The following is a 24903-nucleotide window of genomic DNA, read 5'->3' as shown; positions in this document are numbered from 1 at the left end:
TTATAAAAACAGAAATGCAGCCAGTTATATAAAACAGAAACTGGCTGTATTTGTTTCTGAAAAATTATAAATATATTATAGAAAGCAGATATGAAAAAGGAGGACGAGGCTGATGAGTAAAGAGTTATTGAATTATACCCAGAACAGGGAGTTATCCTGGCTTAAGTTCAATCAAAGGGTACTGGAAGAGGCACAGGACGAGTCGGTGCCGCTTCTTGAAAGGATGAAATTCGTTGCAATTTTCACCAGCAATCTGGATGAATTCTTTATGATTCGTGTTGGAAGTCTTTATGATATGGTGCACACAGATGCCAAGGCAAAAGACAGCCGGTCCGGCATGACAGCGCAGGAGCAGATCCATGCAATCCTGACAGAAGTTGCACCTTTATATAAAGAGCGCGATAAGACTTATGCTGAGATTAAGAAAGAACTGCATCCGTATGGAGTGTGTGGACTTGATTATAAAGAATTGGAATCCCAGGAGAAGAAGTATGTAAAGTTTTATTTTAAAGATCAGATTCTTCCGATTCTTTCCCCGCAGATTGTGGATGCGAATCATCCATTTCCGCATCTTTTGAATAAAGAATTGTATGTAACGGCAAGTTTGAAGATGGATAACAAAAGTATGATGGGAATTGTTCCGGTTCCACAGTTCGTGTCGGACATTTTGTGCCTTCCGGGACATGATATCCGATACATTCGTATGGAAAAGGTCATCCTGGAGCATCTGAACCTGGTATTTCCGAAGTACGAAGTGTCGGAAGCGAATTATATCTGTGTAACGAGAAATGCTGATGTGTCTCCGGATGACGAGGCTTTGGAAGTGACGGATGATTTCCGGTATCTTATGCAGCAGACTATTCACAAACGCCGCCGTATGGCGGTAGTCAGACTGGAGACTGCAAATAAACTGTCTGAAGAGACACAGAAATATTTCTGTGAGAAGTTTGAGATTGAGCCGAATCAGATTTTTCGAACAAAGATGCCGATGAAATTAGATTACATTTTTGGTATCAGTGGGAATTTACCGGAAGCTATGAAACGCTCTCTGACTTATACGCCATTTTCGCCACAGAACAGTGGACATGTGGCAGCAGGTAATGTGATGCGCCAGATAAAGAAAAAAGATATCCTGTTATTCTATCCGTATGAGAGTATGGATCCGTTTTTGCGCCTTATAAAAGAAGCGTCGGTGAATCCGGATGTTATGACGATCAAGATTACGATTTATCGTCTGGCAAAGAAAGCAAGGCTGGTAGAATATCTGTGTGCGGCAGCAGAAAACGGAAAAGAAGTAACGGTTCTGATCGAACTGCGTGCAAGATTTGATGAGCAGAATAATATTGACTGGTCTGAGCGCCTGGAAGAAGCAGGATGCCGTGTGATCTATGGATTTGACGGTTATAAGGTGCATTCAAAGATCTGTCTTATTACTTATAGAAGCCGCGGAGAAATCCAGTATATTACACAGATTGGAACTGGTAATTACAATGAAAAGACAGCGGCAATGTATACAGATCTGTCGCTCATGACAGCAAATCCGGCAATAGGGAAAGATGCGGCAGAATTCTTTAAAAATATGTCAATTGGTAATCTGGCAGGACAATATGATTATTTGATCGTATCACCGACCAGCCTGAAGCAGAAGATTCTTTATCTGATGGATGAGGAAATCAAAAAAGGTTCTAATGGGCGGATCATTATGAAAATGAATTCTGTTACGGATGTAGATTTTATACAGAAAGTATCAGAAGCATCACGCTCAGGAGTGAAAGTGGATCTGATCGTGCGGGGAATCTGTTGTATTTTGCCGGGCGTAACTGGCTATACGGACAATGTCCGTGTGATGAGTGTTGTCGGAAGATATCTGGAGCATCCGCGTATTTTCAGTTTTGGAAGTGGAAATGATCAGAAGATTTATATTGGATCAGCAGACATGATGACACGTAATACTGAGAAGCGTGTAGAAGTAGCTGCCCCGATACTGGATCAGGATATCCGCAGGCAGATCAATCACTATTTGAAAGTGATGTTAAGTGATAATGTAAAAGCAAGAGTTCTTGGAAGTGACGGAAAATACAGGCGCAAAGAGCAGAAAGAACCGTATATTGATTCACAGAATGTCTTTATGCAAGAGGCATTGCAGGCAAAACCGTCACAGGAAGTACCGGAGAAAATTGGTTTATTGAAGAGAATCGGACGGATATTCAGCAGGTAAAAAATTAATTTGCCAGTATTCTATGAGGATGATAAGAATTCGGATGTAATTAATAAAAAAGGTAAAGTAAGGAGTTAACGTAATAAATATGGGGAAATCACTATATATAGCTGAGAAACCCAGTGTTGCACAGGAGTTTGCGAAGGCATTGAAGCTGAACACCAGAAGGCAGGACGGGTATCTGGAATCAGAGGATTCCATTGTGACCTGGTGTGTAGGACATCTGGTGACTATGAGTTATCCGGAGGAGTATGATCCTGCCTTGAAAAAATGGAGTCTTCAGACGCTGCCGTTTATACCGACAAGATTCAAATATGAAGTTATACCGTCGGTGGCGAAACAGTATAAGATTGTAGCAGGGCTTTTGAACCGGCCGGATGTAGAGACGATCTATGTCTGTACCGATTCAGGACGCGAGGGAGAATATATTTACCGTCTGGTAGAACAACAGGCGCAGGTACATGGAAAAAATAGACGAAGAGTGTGGATTGATTCTCAGACAGAGGAGGAAATACTGCGAGGAATCCGTGAGGCAAAGGATTTAAGTGAGTATGACAATCTGGCAAGTGCTGCTTATCTGCGAGCCAAGGAAGATTATCTCATGGGAATCAATTTTTCAAGATTATTGACATTAAAATATGGAAATAGTATTTCTAATTATCTTGGAACGGATTACTCAGTTGTCTCTGTAGGGCGTGTAATGACTTGTGTTCTTGGAATGGTTGTAAGAAGAGAACGTGAGATCCGTGAGTTCATCGAGACACCGTTTTATCGTATTCTTGCGACAATTGGAGAACAGGGTCAGACATTTGAAGGAGAATGGCGTGCAGTAAAGGGTTCCAAGTGGTTCGAGTCATTTGATCTATATAAGGAAAATGGATTTAAAGAGCGCGAAAAGGCGCAGCAGGTCATAGATTATCTGACGCAGGAACAACCGGTCATAGGTCAGATTGCGTCCATTGAAAAGAAAAAGGAAAAGAAAAATCCACCGTTGTTATTTAACTTGGCGGAGCTGCAGAATGAATGTTCGAAACGCTTTAAAATCAGTCCGGATGAGACACTGAAAATTGCGCAGGAACTTTATGAAAAGAAATTGACGACCTATCCGAGAACCGATGCCCGTGTGCTTTCCACGGCTGTGGCAAAAGAGATACATAAGAATCTCAATGGACTTATGAAATATGAGCCGGCAGTTTTGTTTTTACAGGAGATTGTAGAATTCGGAAGTCATAAAGGTCTGGCGAAGACAAGATATGTCAATGACAAACAGATTACCGATCACTATGCCATTATTCCAACCGGACAAGGCATGAGTGCGCTAAGTGGACTTTCCTGGACGTCACGGGCGGTCTATGATGTAATCGTAAGACGATTTTTAAGTATATTTTATCCGGCGGCGGTTTATCAGAAGGTTGCCATTACAACAAAGGTAAAAGAAGAGTCTTTCTTTGCAAGCTTTAAAGTACTGGCAGAGCCTGGCTACTTAAAAGTTGTTGGAGTTCCGGGAGAAAAGAAGGGAGAATCTGGCAGCGCTGCAGGAGCAGAAGACAGAAATATAAGTGGAAGTGTGACTCCCGCAGAAACAGGTGATGGTTCCGGTGATAACAATTCGGGTGACAATGGTGACGGTAACGAAGATATGGCATCTTCCCAGGCATTTTTTGAAAAAATCCAAAGCCTGAAAAAAGGGATGACTCTCCCGATCCAGGGAATGGAGATTAAGGAAGGAAAGACATCTCCACCGAAACGCTATAATTCCGGTTCCCTGATCCTTGCTATGGAAAATGCAGGACAATTGATTGAAGACGAAGAGCTTCGCGCACAGATTAAAGGAAGTGGAATCGGAACCAGTGCGACCAGAGGTGAAATCCTAAAGAAGCTTTTTAACAATAAATATCTGGCACTCAATAAGAAGACACAGATTGTCACACCGACCATGCTTGGAGAAATGATCTATGATGTGGTTGACCATTCTGTACGGTCGCTTTTGAATCCGGAGCTGACAGCAAGCTGGGAGAAGGGGCTGACCTATGTGGCAGATGGAGATATTACCTCTGATGAATACATGATGAAATTGGACCGTTTTGTATCCAGCCGCACGGAAGGCGTTAAAGGACTGAATAATCAATATCAGCTCCGTGCCTGTTATGACCGGGTCGCACCGTTTTATAAGAATGAGAAGCAGGCGGCGAAGTACACAAAATCCGGGCGCGCAAAGAACAGAACAAAGACCAGTACGAAAAAAGAATATAAAAAATAATAAGTAAACTGTGAACAGGAGGATTTTAGAAATGTTCGAAGAAATGACAGTAGCAAAGATGTATAATCTTAATGAGACAATTGCAAAGGATATCTTTGAAGGAGTGACTTACCCATGGGAAGTACTTCCGAAGATCAGTGATTTCATTGTAAAACTGGGAGAGACACTTCCGGCAGACGAGTATGATAAAGTAGGAGAAAATGTGTGGATTGCAAAATCTGCAAAAGTATTTGAATCAGCATATATCCACGGACCGGCAATCATCGGAAAAGATGCAGAGGTTCGCCACTGCGCATTTATCCGTGGCAATGCAATTGTAGGAGAGGGAGCCGTAGTCGGAAACTCTACAGAACTTAAGAATGTTATACTGTTCAATAAAGTACAGGTTCCACATTACAACTATGTTGGAGATTCCGTACTTGGATACAAAGCACATATGGGAGCAGGATCTATCACTTCCAATGTAAAATCAGACAAGAAACTGGTCGTAGTAAAATCGCCAGAAGGACAGATTGAGACCGGAATCAAGAAATTCGGAGCCATGCTCGGTGATGAAGTAGAAGTTGGCTGCGGAACAGTATTGAATCCGGGAAGTGTAGTCGGAAGCCACAGCAATATCTACCCGCTGTCCAGTGTCAGAGGATTCGTACCTGCAAACAGTATCTACAAAAAGCAGGGTGAAGTAGTAGAGAAATATTAAAAATCCGCATGTATCCAATTATATAAAAACACAGGAGAGGCTGTACACGATTGTACAGCCTTTTTCTGTGTTCTTAGAAATATCTGGCATGCGGAAGGCAGTGCCCCAAAAAACGGAAGAGATGACAGAAAAAATAAGTTCTCTGTATTGACAATATATTTCCCGTATGATATTGTACAGAAAGACTTTAACACTTTAAAGCACAACGGTTTAAAGTAATAAATTTAAACAAAAGACTAGTTATTCGGAGGAATGAGAGATGTCAAAGGAAGTATTATGTATTATCTTGCTTGTCGTGTTCTTTGCGATTATGATCTATGTCGGATTTTATTCCAGAAAGCATGCGACAGATGTGAATGGTTTTGTTCTTGGAGGGCGTGGCGTTGGTCCGTGGCTGACGGCTTTTGCATTTGGAACGTCATATTTTTCAGCTGTTATTTTTGTAGGCTATGCGGGACAGTTTGGATGGAATTTTGGTCTTGCCAGTACGTGGGCAGGACTTGGAAACGCATTTATTGGGTCATTGCTTGCATGGAATGTGCTTGGAAGAAGAACCCGTATTATGACACAGCATGTAGATGCTAAGACGATGCCGGATTTCTTTGGTAAGAGATTTGACAGTGAGCCGCTTAAGGCAACGGCATCGGTCATTGTATTCATTTTCCTGATTCCGTACACGGCGTCCTTATACAATGGACTTTCCAGTCTCTTTGGACTTGTGTTTGATATTCCGTACTGGCTTGTTATTTTAATTATGGCGGTACTGACTGGATTCTATGTTATTTTCGGTGGATACATGGCAACGGCGATCAATGATTTTATTCAGGGAATCATTATGTTGTTTGGAATCTGCGCGGTAATCGGAGCAGTACTTGCCGACAATGGAGGATTTCAGGAGGCAACAAAGGCGTTGGCTTCTGTGACAGGCGATGCGGGCTGGCAGGGAGCATACACCGCGTTTCTTGGACCGGATCCGATGGCGCTTTTATTTGTGGTAATTCTGACTTCCCTTGGAACATGGGGGCTGCCACAGATGGTCGGTAAATTTTATGCCATTAAGAGCGAGAAAGATATACATAAAGGAACGGTTATATCCACAGTGTTTGCCATTATTGTTGCCGGAGGCTGCTATTTCCTTGGAGGATTCGGAAGACTGTATGCAGATAAGGTAACCATCAATCCAGCCACCGGAAAACCGTTGTTTGACACCATTGTGCCGACCATGTTATCCACACTTTCGGCACTTGTCATAGCGGTGGTCATTGTGCTTGTATTATCCGCATCTATGTCCACCCTTTCATCACTGGTGCTGACATCAAGTTCTACATTTACACTGGATGTGATCAAGCCTGCATCTAAGAAAGAAATGTCTGAGAAAAAGCAGGTGTTTGTTATGAGAGTGTTTATTGTATTTTTTATTTTTGTATCGGCAGTGATTGCAATCTTTAAAGATGCACATCCGGAAGTAACATTTATCGCACAGATGATGGGAGTTTCCTGGGGCGCTCTTGCAGGGTCATTTTTGGCACCGTTCTTATATGGATTATACTGGAAAGGCGTGACAAAAGCTTCTGCATTTGTTTGTTTTATATGGGGGTGTGCGGCAGCAGTGATCCAGCTTGTCATTACACTTGGAGGAGTTGATGTGAGCGGCTGGGGACCGATACTTGGATACATTTTCAAATCTTCAATCAATTCCGGTGTGATCGCTATGGTCGGTGGACTTATTCTTGTTCCGGTTGTAAGTCTCTTTACAAAGAAACAGGCGAAGAAAGTAATCGATGATCTGTTTGCATGTTACGAAGAGAAAGTTATGACGACAAGAAAAGAAGCTCTTGAGGATGAGTAAAAAAATGACAGAAAAATTGAGTCTTGAACTCAAAAAAGCATAAGAATATTAAAAAAAATCAAGGAAAGTGATTAAATATGTCACTTTCCTTTTTTTTATTCCTGTGTTAGTATGAGTAAGTCTTAAAAAAAGACAACTAATTTGATGAAAATTAATTTGGAAGGGTGATAGATATGAATAATTTTGAAAAGTACGAAAAGACTTATTTTATGCCACCGGTCGTCACATATGATTGGGTGAAGAAGACAGAGATTGAAAAACCGCCGGTATGGTGTAGTGTTGACCTGCGAGATGGTAACCAGGCGTTGATCGAGCCAATGAGTCTTGAGGAAAAGTTGGAGTTCTTCCAGATGTTAGTAGATATCGGATTTAAGGAGATCGAGGTTGGATTCCCGGCAGCATCCGATACCGAGTACAAGTTCATGAGAACGCTGATTGAGAAGAATATGATCCCAGATGATGTGACCGTTCAGGTACTGACTCAGGCAAGAGAGCATATTATTAAGAAGACATTTGAAGCTGTTAAGGGAGCGCCTCATGCGGTGATCCATCTGTACAACTCCACATCTGTTGCACAGAGAGAGCAGGTATTCAGAAAAAGCAAAGAGCAGATCAAGAAGATTGCAGTCGATGGAGCAGAATTACTTCTGAAGCTGGCAAATGAGACAGATGGTAACTTTACATTTGAATACAGCCCGGAGAGTTTCTCTGGAACAGAGGTTGATTATGCGGTCGAAGTTTGTAATGCAGTCTTGGACGTATGGAAACCAAGTGCGGACAACAAGGCAATCATCAATATTCCGACAACCGTTGAAAATGCGATTCCACATGTATTTGCGTGCCAGTTAGAGTATGTAGATAAAAATCTGAAATACAGAGATAATGTTGTATTAAGCCTTCATCCACACAATGACCGTGGTTGTGGTGTTGCTACTGCGGAACTTGGAATTCTGGCAGGAGCTGACCGTATCGAAGGTACATTATTTGGAAATGGAGAGCGTACCGGTAATGTAGATATTGTGACATTAGGTTTAAATATGTTCTCTCACGGAGTGGATCCAAAGCTTGATTTTACTGATATGCACCATATTCGCGAAACTTATGAGAGACTGACAAGAATGCATGTCTATGAGCGTCAGCCGTATGCAGGAGATCTGGTATTTACAGCATTTTCAGGATCACATCAGGATGCTATTGCAAAAGGAATGGCGTGGAGAGAAGAGAAGAAGTGCGATACATGGACAGTTCCATATCTGCCGATCGATCCACAGGATGTTGGAAGAAAATACGATTCAGATGTTATCCGCATCAACAGCCAGTCTGGTAAAGGTGGTGTGAACTACATTCTGAAACAGAGCCATGGAATCAATCTTCCAAAAGAGATGCGTGAGGAAGTCGGATATCTTGTGAAAGGTATTTCTGACCGTGCACATAAAGAGCTGACTCCGGAACTTGTATATCAGATTTTCTCTGATAACTACATTAATACAAAACCGGTATTCCATATTGATGAGTGTCATTTCAAACAGGTCAATGGAATTACAGCTGAGGTTACGATCAATCATGAGAAAGAGAGCCAGGTCATCACCGCAACGGGTAATGGACGTTTGGATGCGGTCAGCAATGCAATCAAACAGTATTTCAACGTCAGCTATGAACTGAGCTTTTACGAGGAACATTCTCTGACAAAAGGATCATCCTCCAAGGCTGTTGCATATGTTGGTATAATCTGCCAAGGAAAGACATTTTGGGGTGTTGGAATTGACGCCGATATTATCAAGGCATCCATTGAGGCACTCACAGTTGCAGTTAATAAGCTGGAAGAGATTGGAAATTCCAATACATGTAAAGACGCACGTATGATTGAAATTATGAATTATATTCAGGAGAACTATATTGATATTACATTAGATGACCTTGCTGAGAAGTTCTTCTTGTCTAAACCATACATTTCCAAATACATTAAGGAGAAATCCGGCGTCACATTTGGAGAACTGGTAAAGAAAATCCGTATGAAGAAAGCAAGAGCACTTCTTAAGAGCAGCAATATGACAGTGGAAAATATTGCATTATCTGTCGGATATCAGAATGTGGAGCATTTCAATCGATTGTTCAAAAAGGCATATAATATGACTCCAATTCAATTTAGAAATGAAAAATAAACAGAATTTATAGACCTATAAAAGCGGTTTTGAGCTAATTGCCCAAACCGCTTTTTGATTTTTAACAAAAGTCATAAATAATTAACAAAATTTGTCAAATCCTTAACAAATGTATCTTGTAGGCGTTGCCATTTTTCGGTAAAAAAGTTATAATAAATTTGGCGAAATTTTGGTATAACCATATTTTAATAAAGAAAATGGAGGGCTAAATTATGGGCAACATGGCAACAGAAAATGCAGCAGGTAATCGCATTGAACAGTTACTTGATGCAGGCAGCTTTGTTGAAATCGGCGGAGCAGTAACAGCCAGAACAACAGATTTCAACATGCAGGAAAAGAAAACTCCGGCAGACGGTGTCATTACCGGTTATGGAGTGATCGATGGTAATCTGGTATATGTGTACAGCCAGGATGCTTCAGTATTGAAGGGATCAATTGGTGAGATGCATGCCAGAAAGATCGCGAACATTTATGATATGGCAATGAAGATGGGGGCTCCTGTTATTGGACTTGTAGATTGTGCAGGTCTCAGACTCCAGGAGGCAACAGACGCACTTGAGGCATTTGGAACATTGTATTTAAAACAATCACTTGCATCAGGAGTAATTCCACAGATTACAGCAATTTTCGGAACCTGTGGCGGAGGCTTGTCCTTAGTACCAGCTCTTACAGATTTTACATTTATGGAAGAAAAGAATGCGAAGTTATTCGTAAATTCTCCGAATGCGATTCCAGGAAATACAGTAGATAAATGTGATACATCTTCTGCAAAATTCCAAAGTGAAAAGACAGGTCTTGTAGATGGTGTCGGAACAGAAGAAGAGATTCTTTCAGAGATTCGTACATTAGTAAGCATTTTACCATGTAATAATGAGGAAGATGCATCATACACAGAATGTTCAGATGATCTGAATCGTGCATGTTCAGAGATTGAAAATGCAACAGAAGATACAGCAATAGCCCTTGCTGAAATCGCAGATGATCATGTATTCTTTGAGACTCAGAAGAATCATGCAAAAGACATGGTAACAGGCTTTATTCGTTTGAATGGTATGACAGTTGGTACTGTTGCAAACAGATCTAAAGTTTATGATGAGAATGCAGAAGTTGTAGAAGAGTTTGATGGAGCACTTTCTGCAAGAGGCGCAAGAAAAGCAGCCAGATTCGTAGAGTTCTGTGATGCATTTAATATTCCGGTTCTTACACTGACGAATGTATCAGGATTTGCGGCAACTATGTGTGCAGAAAGAAGCCTTGCAAAGGCAGCGGCAAAATTAACTTATGCATTTGCAAATGCAACTGTACCGAAAGTTAACGTTGTAATCGGAAAAGCATTTGGAAGTGCCTATGTGACAATGAACAGTAAATCTCTTGGTGCTGATATGGTCTATGCATGGCCGACAGCAGAAATCGGAATGATGGAAGCAGATCTTGCAGCAAAAATTATGTATGCAGATGCTGATGCTGAGACAATCAACGAGAAAGCAAAAGAATATGCCAAGCTTCAGTCCAGTCCGGTTTCCGCAGCAAGAAGAGGTTATGTAGATACAATTATCCAGCCTGCTGACACTAGAAAATATGTCATCGGAGCATTTGAGATGTTATTTACAAAAAGAGAAGAAAGCCCGATGAAAAAGCATGGAACAGTTTAGAGAGGTGAGGCAAAGTGAAGAAAAAGATTAGCTTATTGCTCTGCCTGATGATGACCGCAATCGTATGCCTGACAGGATGTGGTAAGACACAGACTACTTTGGAATATGATGAGGCAATGATCGAGCAGGAGACAGAGTTTCTGATAAACTACTGCCAGAATGTAGACAGTGATACACTGGCACAGTGGAACGACCAGAACGAATTCAGCAAAGAGTATCAGTTCATGATGTCTGGATTGAAGTTCACACCGGACAGCTTTGATGGCGCAGTTGACAGCTGGCAGGCAGGAATCAAAGAATGCGGTGAGTATGTCGGACATGGAGATTATACATTTGAAGCGAAAGATGATGAGCTGACAGTATCTGTACCGGCACAGTTCAAAGATCGTGATGCTACGATTGAATTTGTGTTTGATAAAGATTTATACCTTGAAAGTATGACAGTCAGTGCGAAGTTCTCACTGGGAGAGATTGTGGAAAAGGCAGGCTTAAATACACTGCTTGGAATGGGAACTGTATTTGCAGTACTGATCTTCATTTCATTCCTGATTTCTTTGTTTAAATACATTCCGGCAATCCAGAATGCATTTGGCGAGAAAAAAGATGAGAAGAAAGAAGAAACGAAAGCGGCCGTAAGTGAGACAGTCGAAGAAGTGGATGAAACGGATGATCTGGAATTGATCGCTGTTATTTCAGCAGCAATTGCAGCAGCAGAAGAGACAACGACAGATGGATTTGTTGTCCGCAGCATTAAGCGCCGTCCGTCAAATAAATGGAATTCATAGTGAGTAATTAGGAGGATATCAGAATGAAAAATTATACAATTACAGTGAATGGTAATGTTTATGATGTAACAGTAGAAGAGACAGGAGCAGGTGCAGCACCTGCACCAACTGCACCGAAAGCAGCACCAAAAGCAGCTCCAAAGACAGCACCGAAAGCGGCAGCAGGAGCAGCCGGATCTATTGAAGTAAAAGCAGGAGCAGCCGGAAAAGTATTCAAACTTGACACTACTGTAGGTCAGGCAGTGAAGAAGGGTGATGCTGTTCTTACAATCGAGGCAATGAAGATGGAAATCCCAGTTGTAGCACCGGAAGATGGAACTGTAGCAAGCATCAACGTAGCTGTTGGTGATGCAATCGAATCCGGAGCAGTATTAGCAACATTGAAATAATACTGCCGACACATATACGACTGGAGGTTAAGAAATGGAATATATAACAACAACATTAGGAAACCTCGTGCATCAGACGGCGTTTTTTAGTCTTACATGGGGCAATGTGGTCATGATTGCGGTGGCTTGTTTCTTCTTGTACCTGGCAATCAGACATGGATTTGAGCCTCTGCTTCTTGTGCCAATTGCATTTGGTATGCTGCTTGTAAATATCTATCCGGATATTATGTTACATGCAGAGGATGCATCAAATGGAACGGGTGGACTTCTCTACTATTTCTATAAGCTGGATGAGTGGTCAATTCTTCCGTCACTGATCTTCCTTGGAGTAGGTGCGATGACAGACTTTGGACCGTTGATCGCGAATCCAAAGAGTTTCCTTCTTGGAGCAGCAGCACAGTTCGGTATTTTTGCTGCATACCTTGGAGCAATGTGCATGGGATTCTCCGACAAAGCAGCGGCAGCAATCTCAATTATTGGAGGAGCAGATGGACCGACATCTATCTTCCTCGCAGGTAAACTGCAGCAGACGGCGATCCTGGGACCAATTGCAGTGGCGGCCTATTCTTATATGTCACTGGTTCCGATTATTCAGCCACCGATTATGAAATTACTTACAACGGAGAAAGAACGTAAGATCAGAATGGAACAGTTAAGACCTGTATCTAAACTCGAGAAGATTCTCTTCCCGATTATTGTTACAATTGTAGTCTGCGTCATTCTTCCAACAACAGCACCACTTGTAGGTATGTTGATGCTTGGTAACCTGTTCCGTGAATCAGGCGTCGTTAGACAGTTGACAGAGACAGCATCCAATGCATTGATGTATATTGTAGTTATCCTGCTTGGTACATCAGTAGGAGCTACAACAAGTGCGGAAGCATTCCTGAACTTTGATACATTGAAAATCGTTGCGTTAGGTCTGATCGCATTTGCATTTGGTACAGCAGCCGGAGTTGTATTTGGTAAAATCATGTGTGCGGTTTCACATGGAAAAGTAAACCCTCTGATTGGTTCAGCAGGAGTTTCTGCGGTTCCTATGGCTGCGCGTGTATCTCAGAAGGTTGGTGCAGAGGCAGATCCAACGAACTTCCTTCTGATGCATGCAATGGGACCGAACGTAGCTGGTGTTATCGGTACTGCCGTAGCTGCAGGTACATTCATGGCAATCTTTGGAGTAATGTAACAGTCAATATTGTAATTGACAATATATGGAGGAAATTATAATGGCAGAAATTGAAAAAAAACCAATTAAGATAACGGAAACAGTTCTGCGTGATGCGCATCAGTCTTTGATCGCTACTCGTATGACTACAGAGCAGATGCTTCCGATTGTGGAAAAAATGGACAAAGTTGGATATCATTCTGTAGAGTGCTGGGGTGGTGCTACATTTGATGCATCTCTTCGTTTCCTGAAAGAAGATCCATGGGACAGACTTCGCAAATTCCGTGATGGATTTAAAAATACAAAATTACAGATGTTATTCCGTGGGCAGAATATCCTTGGATATCGTCCATATGCTGATGATGTGGTAAGATATTTTGTGCAGAAATCTGTTGCAAATGGAATAGATATTATTCGTATTTTTGACTGCCTGAATGATCTTCGCAACCTTCAGACAGCAGTAGATGCAGCGAATGAGGAAAAAGCAGAGGCGCAGGTAGCTCTTTCTTATACACTTGGTGATGCTTATACACTGGATTACTGGGTAGAGACAGCGAAGAGAATTGAGGATATGGGAGCAAGTTCTATCTGTATCAAAGATATGGCCGGACTTCTTGTACCATACAAAGCAACAGAGCTTGTACAGGCATTGAAAGAAGCTGTAGATCTTCCAATTCAGCTTCATACCCACTATACGTCAGGAGAGGCGTCTATGACTTACTTAAAGGCTGTAGAGGCAGGGGTCGATGTAATTGATACTGCAATGTCACCATTTGCACTTGGAACATCACAGCCGGCTACAGAAGTTATGGTTGAGACATTTAAGGGAACTCCTTATGACAGTGGACTGGATCAGAACTTACTGGCAGAGATTGCTGATTACTTCAGACCGATTCGTGATGAGGCTCTTGAGAGTGGACTTCTGAATCCTAAGAACTTAGGGGTTAATATTAAGACACTTCTTTATCAGGTACCGGGAGGAATGTTGTCTAACCTGACTTCCCAGTTAAAAGAACAGGGAGCGGAGGATAGATTCTACGACGTACTTGAGGAGGTCCCAAGAGTTCGTAAAGATCTTGGTGAACCGCCACTTGTAACACCATCTTCACAGATTGTAGGTACACAGGCTGTATTTAATGTGCTGATGGGAGAACGCTACAAAGTTGCAACACAGGAGACAAAAGACATCTTAAGTGGGAAATATGGTAAGACAGCAAAACCATTTAACCCAGATGTCGTAAAGAAAGTTCTTGGAGATAATCCGGAAGTTATCACTTGCCGTCCGGCAGATTTGATTCCGGATGAGCTTGACACACTCAGAAAAGAATGTGCTCAGTGGATCCAGCAGGATGAAGATGTATTATCTTATGCATTGTTCCCACAGGTAGCAACAGAGTTTTTCAAATATCGTCAGGCACAGCAGACAAAGGTCGATCAGACAATTGCTGATACTGAGAATGGAAGTTATCCAGTATAGCAGAATATAAAATAATGAAAACGGGCGGAAAGTCAAAGATGCATTTATGCGGAAGATTTTCCGCCTGTTTTATTATGCTGGCTTAAAAAAGATATCAGAGGTGCGCATTAGAAGTATTTAAGGCAGATTTGAGATAGATTAAGATAGAATTAAGATAGATGATTGAGATAGATAGGATTAAAGGTTGAAGATTTCTCTTTTACATCTTATAATAGAAACGATGTAATAGAAAAGGAAGACGCTATATGGGAACACAAAATGAATTAGTGCAAAGATTAGAAGACGGATATAACAAGTTCAGTAAAGGGCAGAAAAAGCTGGCGGATTTTATCCGTGAAGATTATGATAAAGCAGCATTTATGACGGCTGCAAAAATGGGTGAAGAGGTTGGAGTCAGTGAATCGACAGTTGTAAGATTTGCAACAGCTCTTGGATATGAAGGTTATCCCCAGTTTCAAAGGGCGCTTGGCGAGATGGTCCGTACAAAACTTAATTCCATTCAACGAATGGAAGTGACGTATGGACGGATCAGTCAAGGAGAGATTCTAACATCGGTTCTACAGTCGGATATAGAGAAGATAAAGCTGACAATGGAAGGAATTGACCACGAGGCGTTTGAAATGGCTGTAGACACGATTCTGAATGCAAGGCGAGTATATGTAGTCGGAATACGAAGCTGTGCACCACTTGCAAGCTTTCTGTCTTTCTATCTCAATTTGATTTGTGATAATGTGACAGCGGTTCATACGAACAGTTCCAGTGAAATCTTCGAGCAATTGCTGCGAATTGATGAAGAAGATGTGATCATTGGAATCAGTTTTCCGAGATATTCTATGAGAACGCTTAAAGCATTGGAATTTGCAAGTAACAGAAAGGCTAAGGTAATCACGATTACGGATAGTGTACATTCGCCGATGAACCTATATTCTTCCTGTAATTTGATTGCAAGAAGTGATATGGCTTCGATCGTAGATTCTCTTGTAGCACCACTTAGCGTGCTCAATGCTCTTGTGGTGGCACTCTGCATGAAGAAGCAGAAAGAAGTAATCACTACACTGGAGGCGCTGGAAGATATCTGGGATGAGTATCAGGTCTACAGTGGAGATGAACTGAATATGGTAGGCGATACAGTCAAAATGAATGACTAGAATAAGAGGATAATATAAATGAGTCATGTTATTGTAGTAGGTGGCGGAGCAGCGGGAATGTTTGCGGCAATTGCAGCGGCAAAAAACGGACATCAAGTCACGCTGTATGAAAAAAATGAAAAACTAGGAAAGAAAATATTTATTACTGGAAAAGGAAGATGTAATATTACAAATGCCGCAGATATGGAAGAATTGTTTGATGCAGTTGTGACGAATTCTAAATTTTTGTATAGCAGCTTTTATGGTTATACGAATCAGAATGTGATAGATTTCTTTGAAGATGCAGGGGTGCCAGTGAAGATAGAGAGAGGAAATCGAGTGTTTCCGATCTCAGATCATTCGTCTGATGTTATCCGCGCATTGGAACGGGAAATGAAAAAAGTGGGCGTGAAAGTCTGCTTAAATACAGAAGTGAAAAGTGTAGAAGCTGAAAAAGGCAAGTTTAACAAGGTGGTATTAAAAGACACTACTACACAAGCCGCAGATGCATGTATTGTTGCAACAGGTGGATTGTCTTACCGTTCCACAGGATCTACAGGTGATGGATTCCGATTTGCCGAAAACGTTGGGCATAAAGTAACACAATGCTTTCCGTCTCTTGTGCCGATGGAGACAAAAGAACCATGGATCTGTGAATTGCAGGGGCTTTCGCTTCGCAATGTAGAAGCAAAGATATTGGATGGAAAGAAAGAATTATATAAAGATTTTGGAGAAATGCTGTTTACACATTTTGGTGTCAGTGGTCCATTGATTATCAGTGCCAGCAGTTATGTGGGCAAAAAATTCATGGATAAAAATGGACAGAAAAAGGAACTGACATTGGAAATTGATTTGAAACCGGCTCTTACAGAAGAACAACTGGATCAGAGAGTGCTGAGAGATTTTGAAGAGAATCATAACCGGCAATTTAAAAATGCAATCACAAAGCTGTTTCCAACTAAATTAATTCCGGTCATGCTGGAACTTGGCGGGATTGATCCGGAGAAAAAGGTTAACAGTATAGAGAAAGAAGAACGGAAACAGTTTGTTCATTTGATCAAGCATTTTCGTATGACGCTTACCGGACTTCGCGGCTATCTGGAAGCGATTATTACAAAAGGCGGAGTTAATGTGAAAGAAATTGATCCTGGAACGATGGAATCAAAGCTTGTAAAAGGGTTATATTTTGCGGGAGAAGTACTGGATCTGGATGCATTGACCGGAGGCTTTAATCTGCAGATTGCCTGGTCGACTGGATATGCGGCAGGAAATGCAATCCAGTAATTAAAAGAAATATAAAGCAGATTGAGAAGGAGAAAATATGGGTTATAATGTTGCGATTGATGGCCCGGCTGGTGCAGGAAAAAGTACGATTGCCAAACGGGTTGCGAAAGAAAAAGGATATATATATGTAGATACGGGAGCAATGTATCGCGCGCTTGCTGTCTATTTTTTGGACAAAAAAATGAATCCGGAGAATCTGGATGCTATTGCCGCGGCATGTGAAGGTGCAGAAGTGAAAATACAGTATGAACAAGGTGAACAGCAAGTGTATCTGAATGGCGTAAATATTACTTCCAGGCTTCGAAATGAAGAGGTTGGAAATATGGCTTCTAAAGTATCCGCGGTTCCGGAGGTGAGGGAACATTTGCTGAATCTTCAAAAAGAACTTGCAAGAACTCAGGACGTTGTGATGGATGGAAGGGATATTGGAACCTGTGTGTTGCCTGAAGCGGATGTGAAGATTTTCCTGACAGCAAGTGTGGAGACGAGAGCGCTCCGTAGATACAAAGAACTGGAAGAAAAAGGTGTTTCATGTGATTTGGAAGAAATTAAGAAAGATATCAAAGAACGCGATGAACGCGATTGTACAAGAAAAATTGCACCTCTCAGACAGGCGGAAGATGCAGTGTTGATCGATAGCTCAGATATGACAATCGAAGAGGTTGTAAAAGCAATCACAGATAATATCGTGTGAGAAAAAGAAAAGGTGGGATGAACATGCAGGTAGAACTGGCAAAATCGGCAGGCTTCTGCTTTGGTGTACAGAGAGCTGTGGATACGGTATATAAGCAAATTGAAGAAAATTCGGCAGAGAAGATCTACACTTATGGTCCGATCATTCACAATGAAGAAGTCATCAAAGACATGGAGAAAAAGGGAGTTGAAGTAATCCTGTCAGAAGAAGAACTCAAGCAGATAAAATCAGGAATCGTGATCATCCGTTCCCACGGCGTTCCAAAGAGAATCTGTGATCTTCTGGATGAAAACGGAGTACGTTATGTAGATGCAACTTGTCCATTTGTGAAGAAAATACATAGGATCGTGGAAGAAAAAAGCCGGGACGGATATCATATTGTAATTATAGGAAACCGTGAACATCCAGAAGTTATGGGAATTGAAGGATGGGCGCAAGGCCCGGCTACGATCATTCAGACAGAAGAGGAAGCAAGGGCATTTGAACTGGTCCCGGAGAGTGAAAAAGTTTGTGTAGTAGCACAGACGACATTTAATTACAATAAATTTAAAGATTTAGTTGAAATTATTTCTGAAAAGCGTTATGATATTATTGTTTTAAATACGATTTGTAATGCAACGAAAGAGCGTCAGGAAGAGGCTTATGACATTGCAAAGCGGGTGGATGCGATGATTGTCATCGGAGACAAGAGAAGCTCAAATACCCAAAAGTTATTTGAAATCTGCAGCAATGCATGTGCGGATACGTACTATATACAGACACTTGGCGATTTGAATATGAATCAATTAAGGTCCGTGGAAACAGTAGGTATTACAGCAGGGGCATCCACGCCCAATAAAATAATTGAGGAGGTTCAAAATAATGTCAGAATTAACTTTTGAACAGATGTTGGAAGAGTCTTTAAAAACAATTAGAAACGGAGAGGTAGTAGACGGTACTGTCATCGATGTTAAACCAGATGAGATCGTTTTAAATATTGGTTACAAAGCAGATGGTATCATTACAAGAAGTGAGTACACGAACGACAGCAATGCAGATCTTACTACTATGGTATCCGTAGGTGACCCTATGACAGTGAAGGTTCTGAAAGTAAACGACGGAGAAGGACAGGTGTTGCTGACATATAAGAGATTAGCTGCCGAGAAAGGTAATGAAAGATTAAAAGAGGCTTACGAGAACCATGAAGTTCTGAAAGCTCCTGTTACACAGATCCTTGGCGGAGGTCTCAGTGTAGTAGTTGATGAAGCAAGAGTATTTATTCCTGCAAGCCTTGTGTCAGATACTTATGAGAAAGATTTGAGCAAATATCAGGATCAGGAAATTGAATTTGTGATCAGTGAGTTCAATCCAAGAAGAAACCGTGTAATCGGTGACAGAAGACAGCTTCTTGTTGCTGAGAAAGCTGAAAAACAGAAAGAGCTGTTTGAGAAGCTTCATGTTGGTGATACAGTAGAAGGTGTTGTTAAGAATGTTACTGATTTTGGTGCATTTATCGATCTTGGTGGAGTTGACGGACTTCTTCATATTTCAGAGATGTCCTGGGGACGTGTTGAGAATCCGAAGAAAGTATTTAAAGTTGGCGATGAGTTAAAGGTCCTTGTAAAAGATATTCACGATACAAAGATTGCTCTTAGCCTGAAATTCCCAGAGTCTAATCCATGGGCTAATGCTGCAGAAGATTATGCTGTTGGAACAGTAATTACAGGTAAAGTTGCAAGAATGACAGACTTTGGTGCATTTGTAGAACTTGCGCCTGGAGTAGATGCATTACTTCATGTATCTCAGATTTCAAAAGCACATGTTGACAAACCGTCAGATGTACTGAAAGTTGGAGAAGAAGTAACAGCTAAAATTGTTGATCTGAATGAAGCAGAGAAGAAGATCAGCCTTAGCATGAAAGCTCTTGAGGCAGCTGATGAAGAGACAGCTGACGCTGAGTAATAGATTATAAGATGCAAATAATAAGGGGTGGAAAGTTGTAGAACTTTCGCCCCTTTTCTTTGTTAATAAAAGAACGAGCTGTATTACATAATATACAAGAAAATCGAAGCTAACACTGGAAAAATCAGATATTTTCTAGTATAGTATAAAAAGATAAATTAGGAAGGAAGGATAAAAGGATGTCATTGTTAACATTTAAAGGTGGAGTTCATCCGAATGACGGCAAAGCTCTGGCAAAAGATAAAGCAATTGTCCAGGTACAGCCGAAAGGTGATCTGGTATATCCGATGTCACAGCATATCGGTGCACCGGCAGTACCGATTGTGGCAAAAGGTGACCATGTCCTTAGAGGACAGATGATTGCGGAAGCCGGTGGTTTTGTATCAGCGCCAATTTACGCATCAGTTTCTGGAACCGTAAAAGTTATTGAACCGCGTTTCACTCCGGCTGGCTCCAAAGTCAACAGCATTGTGATTGAAAATGACGGAGAGTATGAGGAAGTTGAGTACAGTACACCAAAGGCAGTGTCAGAGATGTCAAAAGAAGAAATCCTGAATGCAATCGGAGATGCCGGAATTGTCGGTATGGGTGGAGCTGGATTTCCAACAAAGGTAAAATTATCTCCAAAAGAACCGGATAAGATCGATTATATCATTGCCAATTGTGCGGAGTGTGAGCCTTATATTACAGCAGATTACAGACAGATTTTGGAGCATGGCGAGGAGTTAGTAGAAGGTATGAAGATAATTCTTCGACTGTTTGATAATGCAAAAGGTCTTTTTGGAGTAGAAGATAATAAACCGGACTGTATTGAAAAATTAAAAGAACTGACAAAAGATGAGCCGCGTATGGAAGTGCTGAAACTCCAGACAAAGTACCCACAGGGGGGTGAGCGTCAGCTCATTTATGCAACAACTGGACGTGCGATTAATTCATCAATGCTTCCGGCTGATGCTGGTTGTGTTGTAGACAATGTTGCTACGATTTCAGCAATTTACCGTGCAGTTGCAAAAGGTGAGCCATCTATGGATAGAATTGTAACAGTCAGTGGAGATGCAGTTCATGAACCTGGCAACTTCAAAGCGCCATTTGGTATGAATCAGGCAGAATTGATTGAAGCAGCTGGGGGCTATAAGGTTGATCCGGAGAAGATTATTTCCGGAGGTCCGATGATGGGATTTTCTATGTTTACAGTGGATGTTCCGGTAACAAAGACTTCTTCATCCATTCTCTGCTTCACAAAGGATGAAGTTGCACAGTACGAGCCGACAGCATGTATTAATTGTGGAAGATGTGTGGAGGTCTGTCCAAGTCGTCTGATTCCATCAAGACTTGCAGATTATGCGGAACACCATGATGAAGAAGCATTTACGAAACACGAAGGCCTGGAATGCATGGAATGTGGATCTTGTAGTTATGTCTGCCCGGCTAAGCGTCAGTTAAAGCAGGCAATCGGTTCTATGAGAAAAACAGCACTTGCAAATCGCAAGAAGAAATAAGAAAGAATAAGAGGTGAATCAACGTGAGCGATCAAACATTAAAAATGTCATCATCACCACATATCCGTGATAATATGACAACCAGCAAGATTATGCTCATGGTAGTAATTGCACTGCTGCCTGCATCTGCGTTCGGTATATATAATTTTGGAGTTCCGGCGCTCATTATGCTCATCAGTACGACAGCATCTGCAGTACTGACAGAATATATTTATGAAAAATTAATGCACAAAAAAATTACAATCGGGGATTACAGTGCTGTTGTAACAGGACTGCTTCTGGGGCTTAATATGCCACCTACAGCACCATGGTGGATGGGTGCACTTGGAAGTGTATTTGGTATCTTGATTGTAAAACAGCTTTTTGGAGGTCTGGGACAGAACTTTATGAACCCGGCACTTGGAGCAAGATGTTTCCTTTTGATTTCTTTTACAAGTCAGATGACGACATTCGTCTATGACGGAGTAACAGGAGCAACACCACTGGCGCTTCTGAAGTCAGGGAAAGCTGTTAATTCTATGGACATGCTGATCGGAACAATTCCTGGAACAATCGGTGAGACTTCAGTGATTGCAATTATCATTGGAGCAATCTTCTTAATTTTAATGGGAATTATTGATCTTCGTATCCCTGGTACATATATTGTGACATTCGTTATCTTTATTGGTATTTTTGGACATTTCCAGAATCCGGCTGTAGGATTTTTTGATGCACAGTATATTACAGCACATCTGTGTGGCGGTGGACTGATGCTTGGTGCATGGTTCATGGCAACGGATTATGTAACATGTCCGATCACGCCAAAGGGACAATACGTATATGGAATCTTGCTTGGAATTCTGACTGGACTCTTCCGTCTGTTCGGCGGTTCCGCAGAGGGAGTTTCCTATGCGATCATTATCAGTAACTTAATTGTACCATTGATCGAGAGAGTTACTCTCCCAAAACCATTTGGTAAAGGAGGAGAGAAATAATGAATAAGATTTTGAAAAACACATTGATTCTGACTGCTATCACTTTGATTGCAGGACTTGGACTTGGTCTCGTTCATGAGATAACTCTGAATCCAATCGCCCAGGCGCAGGAAAAGGCGAAAAAAGAAGCCTGGCAGGCTGTATTTCCAGATGCAAAGCTTGATGAGTTTAAAGAGACAGATGTAGATCAGAAGGCTGCAAAGCAGGCAATCAGTGATCTTGGTGTTAATGCAACTATTGATGAAGTCTGTACAGTTGGTGATACAGGATATGTCATCACAACAACCGATAAGGACGGATATGGCGGAGATATTCAGGTTAGTGTTGGTATCCAGTCTGATGGTACTGTGACAGGTGTTTCCTTCCTTTCTATCAGTGAGACTGCAGGTCTTGGTATGAAAGCAAAAGAACCGTCTTTCTATGAACAGTATGTAGGAAAGAATCCGACAAAGTTTGCTGTGTCAAAAGATGGAGGAGACGGTGAGCAGATAGATGCTTTAAGTGGTGCAACAGTCACTTCAAGAGCAGTGACCGGAGCTGTCAATGCGGCCCTTGGCTATTATCAGAATGCATTTGGACAGGGAGGTAATTAAAGATGAATAAATGTACGGAAAGAGTTTATAATGGACTGATTAAAGAGAACCCTACTTTTGTTCTGATGCTTGGTATGTGTCCGACACTTGCGGTTACGACATCTGCAATCAATGGAGTTGGTATGGGACTTTCAACAACAGTTGTACTGGTCCTTTCCAATATGTTGATTTCCATGCTGCGTAAGATCATACCGGATTCAGTCAGAATGCCGGCGTTCATTGTAGTTGTTGCTTCATTTGTAACAATTGTTCAGTTCCTGTTAGAAGGATTTGTGCCGAGTCTTTATGATGCACTTGGACTTTACATTCCACTGATTGTAGTAAACTGTATCATTCTTGGACGTGCTGAGAGCTATGCATCCAAGAACCCGGTTCTTCCTTCTATCTTTGATGGAATTGGTATGGGACTTGGATTTACATTTGGACTTGCATGCATTGGTATTGTTCGTGAGTTCATCGGAACAGGAGCAATTTTCGGAAAACAGATTCTGCCGCTTGCAGATCTTGCAGCCGGACAGGGCGGTTATGTCCCGGCAACAATCTTTATCCTGCCACCAGGAGCATTCCTTGTTCTTGCATTCTTGGTTGCAGGTATGAATAAAATCAGAAAAAATGCTGAAAAGAAAGGCAAGAAAATCGCAGAGCCTCAAGGATGCTGCTCAGACTGTGCCGGATGTGCCGGATGTAGCGGAAAAGTATTTCCAACAGGCGATGAAGAATAGGAGGAGTGCAGAGTATGAAGACATTATCAGAATTACTGATTATTGCAATCGGTTCAGCTATTGTAAATAACGTTGTACTCAGCCAGTTTCTTGGAATTTGTCCATTCCTTGGAGTATCCAAAAAAGTTGAGACAGCTACAGGTATGGGAGGAGCGGTTGTGTTTGTTATTACACTTTCTTCCCTGTTGACAAGTTTGATTTATAAATTTATTCTTGTTCCATTAGGATTTGAATATCTGCAGACGATTGTATTTATATTATTTATTGCAGCACTCGTTCAGTTTGTTGAGATGTTTCTGAAAAAAGTGATGCCATCACTTTATCAGGCACTTGGAGTATATCTTCCGCTGATCACAACAAACTGTGCGGTTCTTGGTGTAGCACTTACAAATGTCCAGAAAGATTATACAATTTTAGAAGGCGTTGTAAATGGTGTTGGAACATCTGTTGGATTTTTGATTGCAATCGTAATTATGGCAGGTATTCGTGAGAAGATTGAGTACAATGATATTTCAGAGTCCTTCCAGGGGACGCCAATTGTCTTGCTTACAGCATGTCTTATGGCAATTGCGTTCTGTGGATTTTCAGGACTGATATAGGAGGGATAGACAATGAATATTACAGCTGTTATTATTGCTGCTGTTATCGTAGGTGGTACTGGCTTGTTCATTGGTGTATTCCTTGGACTTGCCGGAAAGAAATTTGCGGTTGAAGTAGATGAGAGAGAAGAGGCAATTCTTGGAGTGCTTCCGGGAAATAACTGTGGCGGTTGTGGATATGCCGGATGCTCCGGCCTTGCGGCAGCAATTGCAAAGGGAGAAGCGGAAGTTGGAAGCTGTCCGGTCGGAGGTGCACCAGTCGCAGCCAAGATTGGTGAGATTATGGGAGTGTCTGCAGGCGAGCAGATCCATGAAGTAGCATTTGTAAAATGTGGTGGAACATGTGAGCAGGCAGCAACAGATTACGAATATTATGGAATTGGTGACTGTGTCATGGTCAATATGATGCAGAATGGCGGGCCAAAGACTTGTACATATGGATGTCTTGGAGAAGGAACGTGTGTGAAAGCCTGTCCGTTTGATGCAATCCACATTGTTGATGGCGTTGCTGTGGTTGATAAAGAAGCTTGTAAAGCTTGTGGAAAATGTGTTGCCGCGTGTCCTCGTAAATTGATTGAGATTGTGCCATATGACATGAAACATCTTGTAAAATGTAATTCTAAAGACAAGGGTAAAGACGTCATGAAGGCATGTAAAGTTGGATGCATTGGCTGCAAGATGTGTGAAAAAGCATGCCAGTTTGATGCTGTTAAGGTTCTGGATAATGTTGCGCATATTGATCCGGAAAAATGTACCGGATGCGGTGCATGTGCGGCAAAATGTCCGAAGAAAGTTATTCTCTAGAAAGAATTA

The 24903-nt window shown here is 41.6% G+C and carries 21 protein-coding genes; all 21 read left to right on the top strand.

Going from position 1 to position 24903, the window contains the following annotated elements; translation table 11 throughout:
• Positions 1 to 112 precede the first annotated feature (112 nt).
• The 21 genes from ppk1 (at position 113) to G593_RS0108665 (ending at position 24894) form a co-directional block, all read left to right on the top strand.
• A complete protein-coding gene (gene ppk1 / locus G593_RS0108765) occupies positions 113 to 2218 on the top strand; it encodes a polyphosphate kinase 1 (RefSeq protein ID WP_022278617.1) in 2106 nt (701 codons plus the stop codon).
• Between the two features lie 88 nt (positions 2219 to 2306).
• Positions 2307 to 4478 (top strand): DNA topoisomerase, encoded by a 2172-nt coding sequence (locus G593_RS0108760; protein WP_022278616.1) that lies wholly within the window; start codon positions 2307 to 2309, stop codon positions 4476 to 4478.
• Between the two features lie 31 nt (positions 4479 to 4509).
• Positions 4510 to 5178, top strand: coding sequence for a UDP-N-acetylglucosamine pyrophosphorylase (locus G593_RS0108755; RefSeq protein ID WP_005332919.1), 669 nt, complete (start codon positions 4510 to 4512; stop codon positions 5176 to 5178).
• 259 nt (positions 5179 to 5437) lie between these two features.
• A complete protein-coding gene (locus tag G593_RS0108750; protein ID WP_005336219.1) occupies positions 5438 to 7027 on the top strand; it encodes a sodium:solute symporter family protein in 1590 nt (529 codons plus the stop codon).
• Positions 7028 to 7200: 173 nt separating this feature from the next.
• On the top strand, positions 7201 to 9189 hold the full coding sequence (locus G593_RS0108745) for a 2-isopropylmalate synthase (protein WP_005336221.1): 1989 nt from the start codon (positions 7201 to 7203) through the stop codon (positions 9187 to 9189).
• Between the two features lie 212 nt (positions 9190 to 9401).
• Entirely contained in the window at positions 9402 to 10841 is a 1440-nt protein-coding gene (locus G593_RS0108740) for an acyl-CoA carboxylase subunit beta (RefSeq protein ID WP_029731434.1), read from the top strand.
• 14 nt (positions 10842 to 10855) lie between these two features.
• On the top strand, positions 10856 to 11626 hold the full coding sequence (locus tag G593_RS0108735; protein ID WP_005336225.1) for an OadG family transporter subunit: 771 nt from the start codon (positions 10856 to 10858) through the stop codon (positions 11624 to 11626).
• Between the two features lie 23 nt (positions 11627 to 11649).
• Positions 11650 to 12015: a biotin/lipoyl-containing protein gene (locus G593_RS0108730; protein WP_029731432.1), complete on the top strand. Its 366-nt coding sequence runs from the start codon at positions 11650 to 11652 to the stop codon at positions 12013 to 12015.
• 34 nt (positions 12016 to 12049) lie between these two features.
• Positions 12050 to 13201, top strand: coding sequence for a sodium ion-translocating decarboxylase subunit beta (locus G593_RS0108725; RefSeq protein ID WP_029731431.1), 1152 nt, complete (start codon positions 12050 to 12052; stop codon positions 13199 to 13201).
• 40 nt (positions 13202 to 13241) lie between these two features.
• Positions 13242 to 14657 carry an oxaloacetate decarboxylase subunit alpha gene (locus tag G593_RS0108720; RefSeq protein ID WP_005336230.1) on the top strand — a complete coding sequence of 472 codons (1416 nt, stop codon included), beginning with the start codon at positions 13242 to 13244 and terminating at the stop codon, positions 14655 to 14657.
• Positions 14658 to 14902: 245 nt separating this feature from the next.
• Positions 14903 to 15805, top strand: a complete 903-nt coding sequence (locus tag G593_RS0108715) for a MurR/RpiR family transcriptional regulator (protein WP_005336231.1) — start codon at positions 14903 to 14905, stop codon at positions 15803 to 15805.
• Positions 15806 to 15823: 18 nt separating this feature from the next.
• Positions 15824 to 17068: an NAD(P)/FAD-dependent oxidoreductase gene (locus G593_RS0108710; RefSeq protein ID WP_005336233.1), complete on the top strand. Its 1245-nt coding sequence runs from the start codon at positions 15824 to 15826 to the stop codon at positions 17066 to 17068.
• Between the two features lie 37 nt (positions 17069 to 17105).
• Positions 17106 to 17762 (top strand): (d)CMP kinase, encoded by a 657-nt coding sequence (cmk, locus tag G593_RS0108705; RefSeq protein WP_005336234.1) that lies wholly within the window; start codon positions 17106 to 17108, stop codon positions 17760 to 17762.
• Between the two features lie 23 nt (positions 17763 to 17785).
• Positions 17786 to 18643 carry a 4-hydroxy-3-methylbut-2-enyl diphosphate reductase gene (ispH, locus tag G593_RS0108700; RefSeq protein WP_005336235.1) on the top strand — a complete coding sequence of 286 codons (858 nt, stop codon included), beginning with the start codon at positions 17786 to 17788 and terminating at the stop codon, positions 18641 to 18643.
• Positions 18624 to 19703, top strand: coding sequence for a 30S ribosomal protein S1 (gene rpsA / locus G593_RS0108695; RefSeq protein ID WP_005332898.1), 1080 nt, complete (start codon positions 18624 to 18626; stop codon positions 19701 to 19703). Before ispH ends, rpsA begins: the two co-directional genes overlap by 20 nt.
• Before the next feature lie 179 nt (positions 19704 to 19882).
• Positions 19883 to 21202 (top strand): electron transport complex subunit RsxC, encoded by a 1320-nt coding sequence (gene rsxC, locus G593_RS0108690; protein WP_005332896.1) that lies wholly within the window; start codon positions 19883 to 19885, stop codon positions 21200 to 21202.
• Between the two features lie 44 nt (positions 21203 to 21246).
• The gene (locus G593_RS0108685) at positions 21247 to 22176 is read left to right on the top strand and encodes an RnfABCDGE type electron transport complex subunit D (RefSeq protein ID WP_040015481.1); all 930 of its coding nucleotides are present in this window, start codon (positions 21247 to 21249) and stop codon (positions 22174 to 22176) included.
• A complete protein-coding gene (locus tag G593_RS0108680; RefSeq protein ID WP_029731429.1) occupies positions 22176 to 22769 on the top strand; it encodes an RnfABCDGE type electron transport complex subunit G in 594 nt (197 codons plus the stop codon). Before G593_RS0108685 ends, G593_RS0108680 begins: the two co-directional genes overlap by 1 nt.
• Before the next feature lie 2 nt (positions 22770 to 22771).
• Entirely contained in the window at positions 22772 to 23491 is a 720-nt protein-coding gene (gene rsxE / locus G593_RS0108675; protein ID WP_005336239.1) for an electron transport complex subunit RsxE, read from the top strand.
• Positions 23492 to 23505: 14 nt separating this feature from the next.
• Positions 23506 to 24090 carry an electron transport complex protein RnfA gene (locus G593_RS0108670; RefSeq protein WP_029731428.1) on the top strand — a complete coding sequence of 195 codons (585 nt, stop codon included), beginning with the start codon at positions 23506 to 23508 and terminating at the stop codon, positions 24088 to 24090.
• Positions 24091 to 24102: 12 nt separating this feature from the next.
• Complete coding sequence (locus G593_RS0108665) at positions 24103 to 24894, top strand: RnfABCDGE type electron transport complex subunit B (RefSeq protein WP_005336247.1); 792 nt, start codon at positions 24103 to 24105, stop codon at positions 24892 to 24894.
• Positions 24895 to 24903: the final 9 nt, after the last annotated feature.

Origin of the sequence: Dorea sp. AGR2135 (genome assembly GCF_000420885.1) — a bacterium.
Classification (GTDB): domain Bacteria; phylum Bacillota; class Clostridia; order Lachnospirales; family Lachnospiraceae; genus Dorea; species Dorea formicigenerans.
The sequence above is the reverse complement of the archived record's forward strand: the minus strand, read 5'-3'. Positions and strand labels throughout refer to the sequence as shown.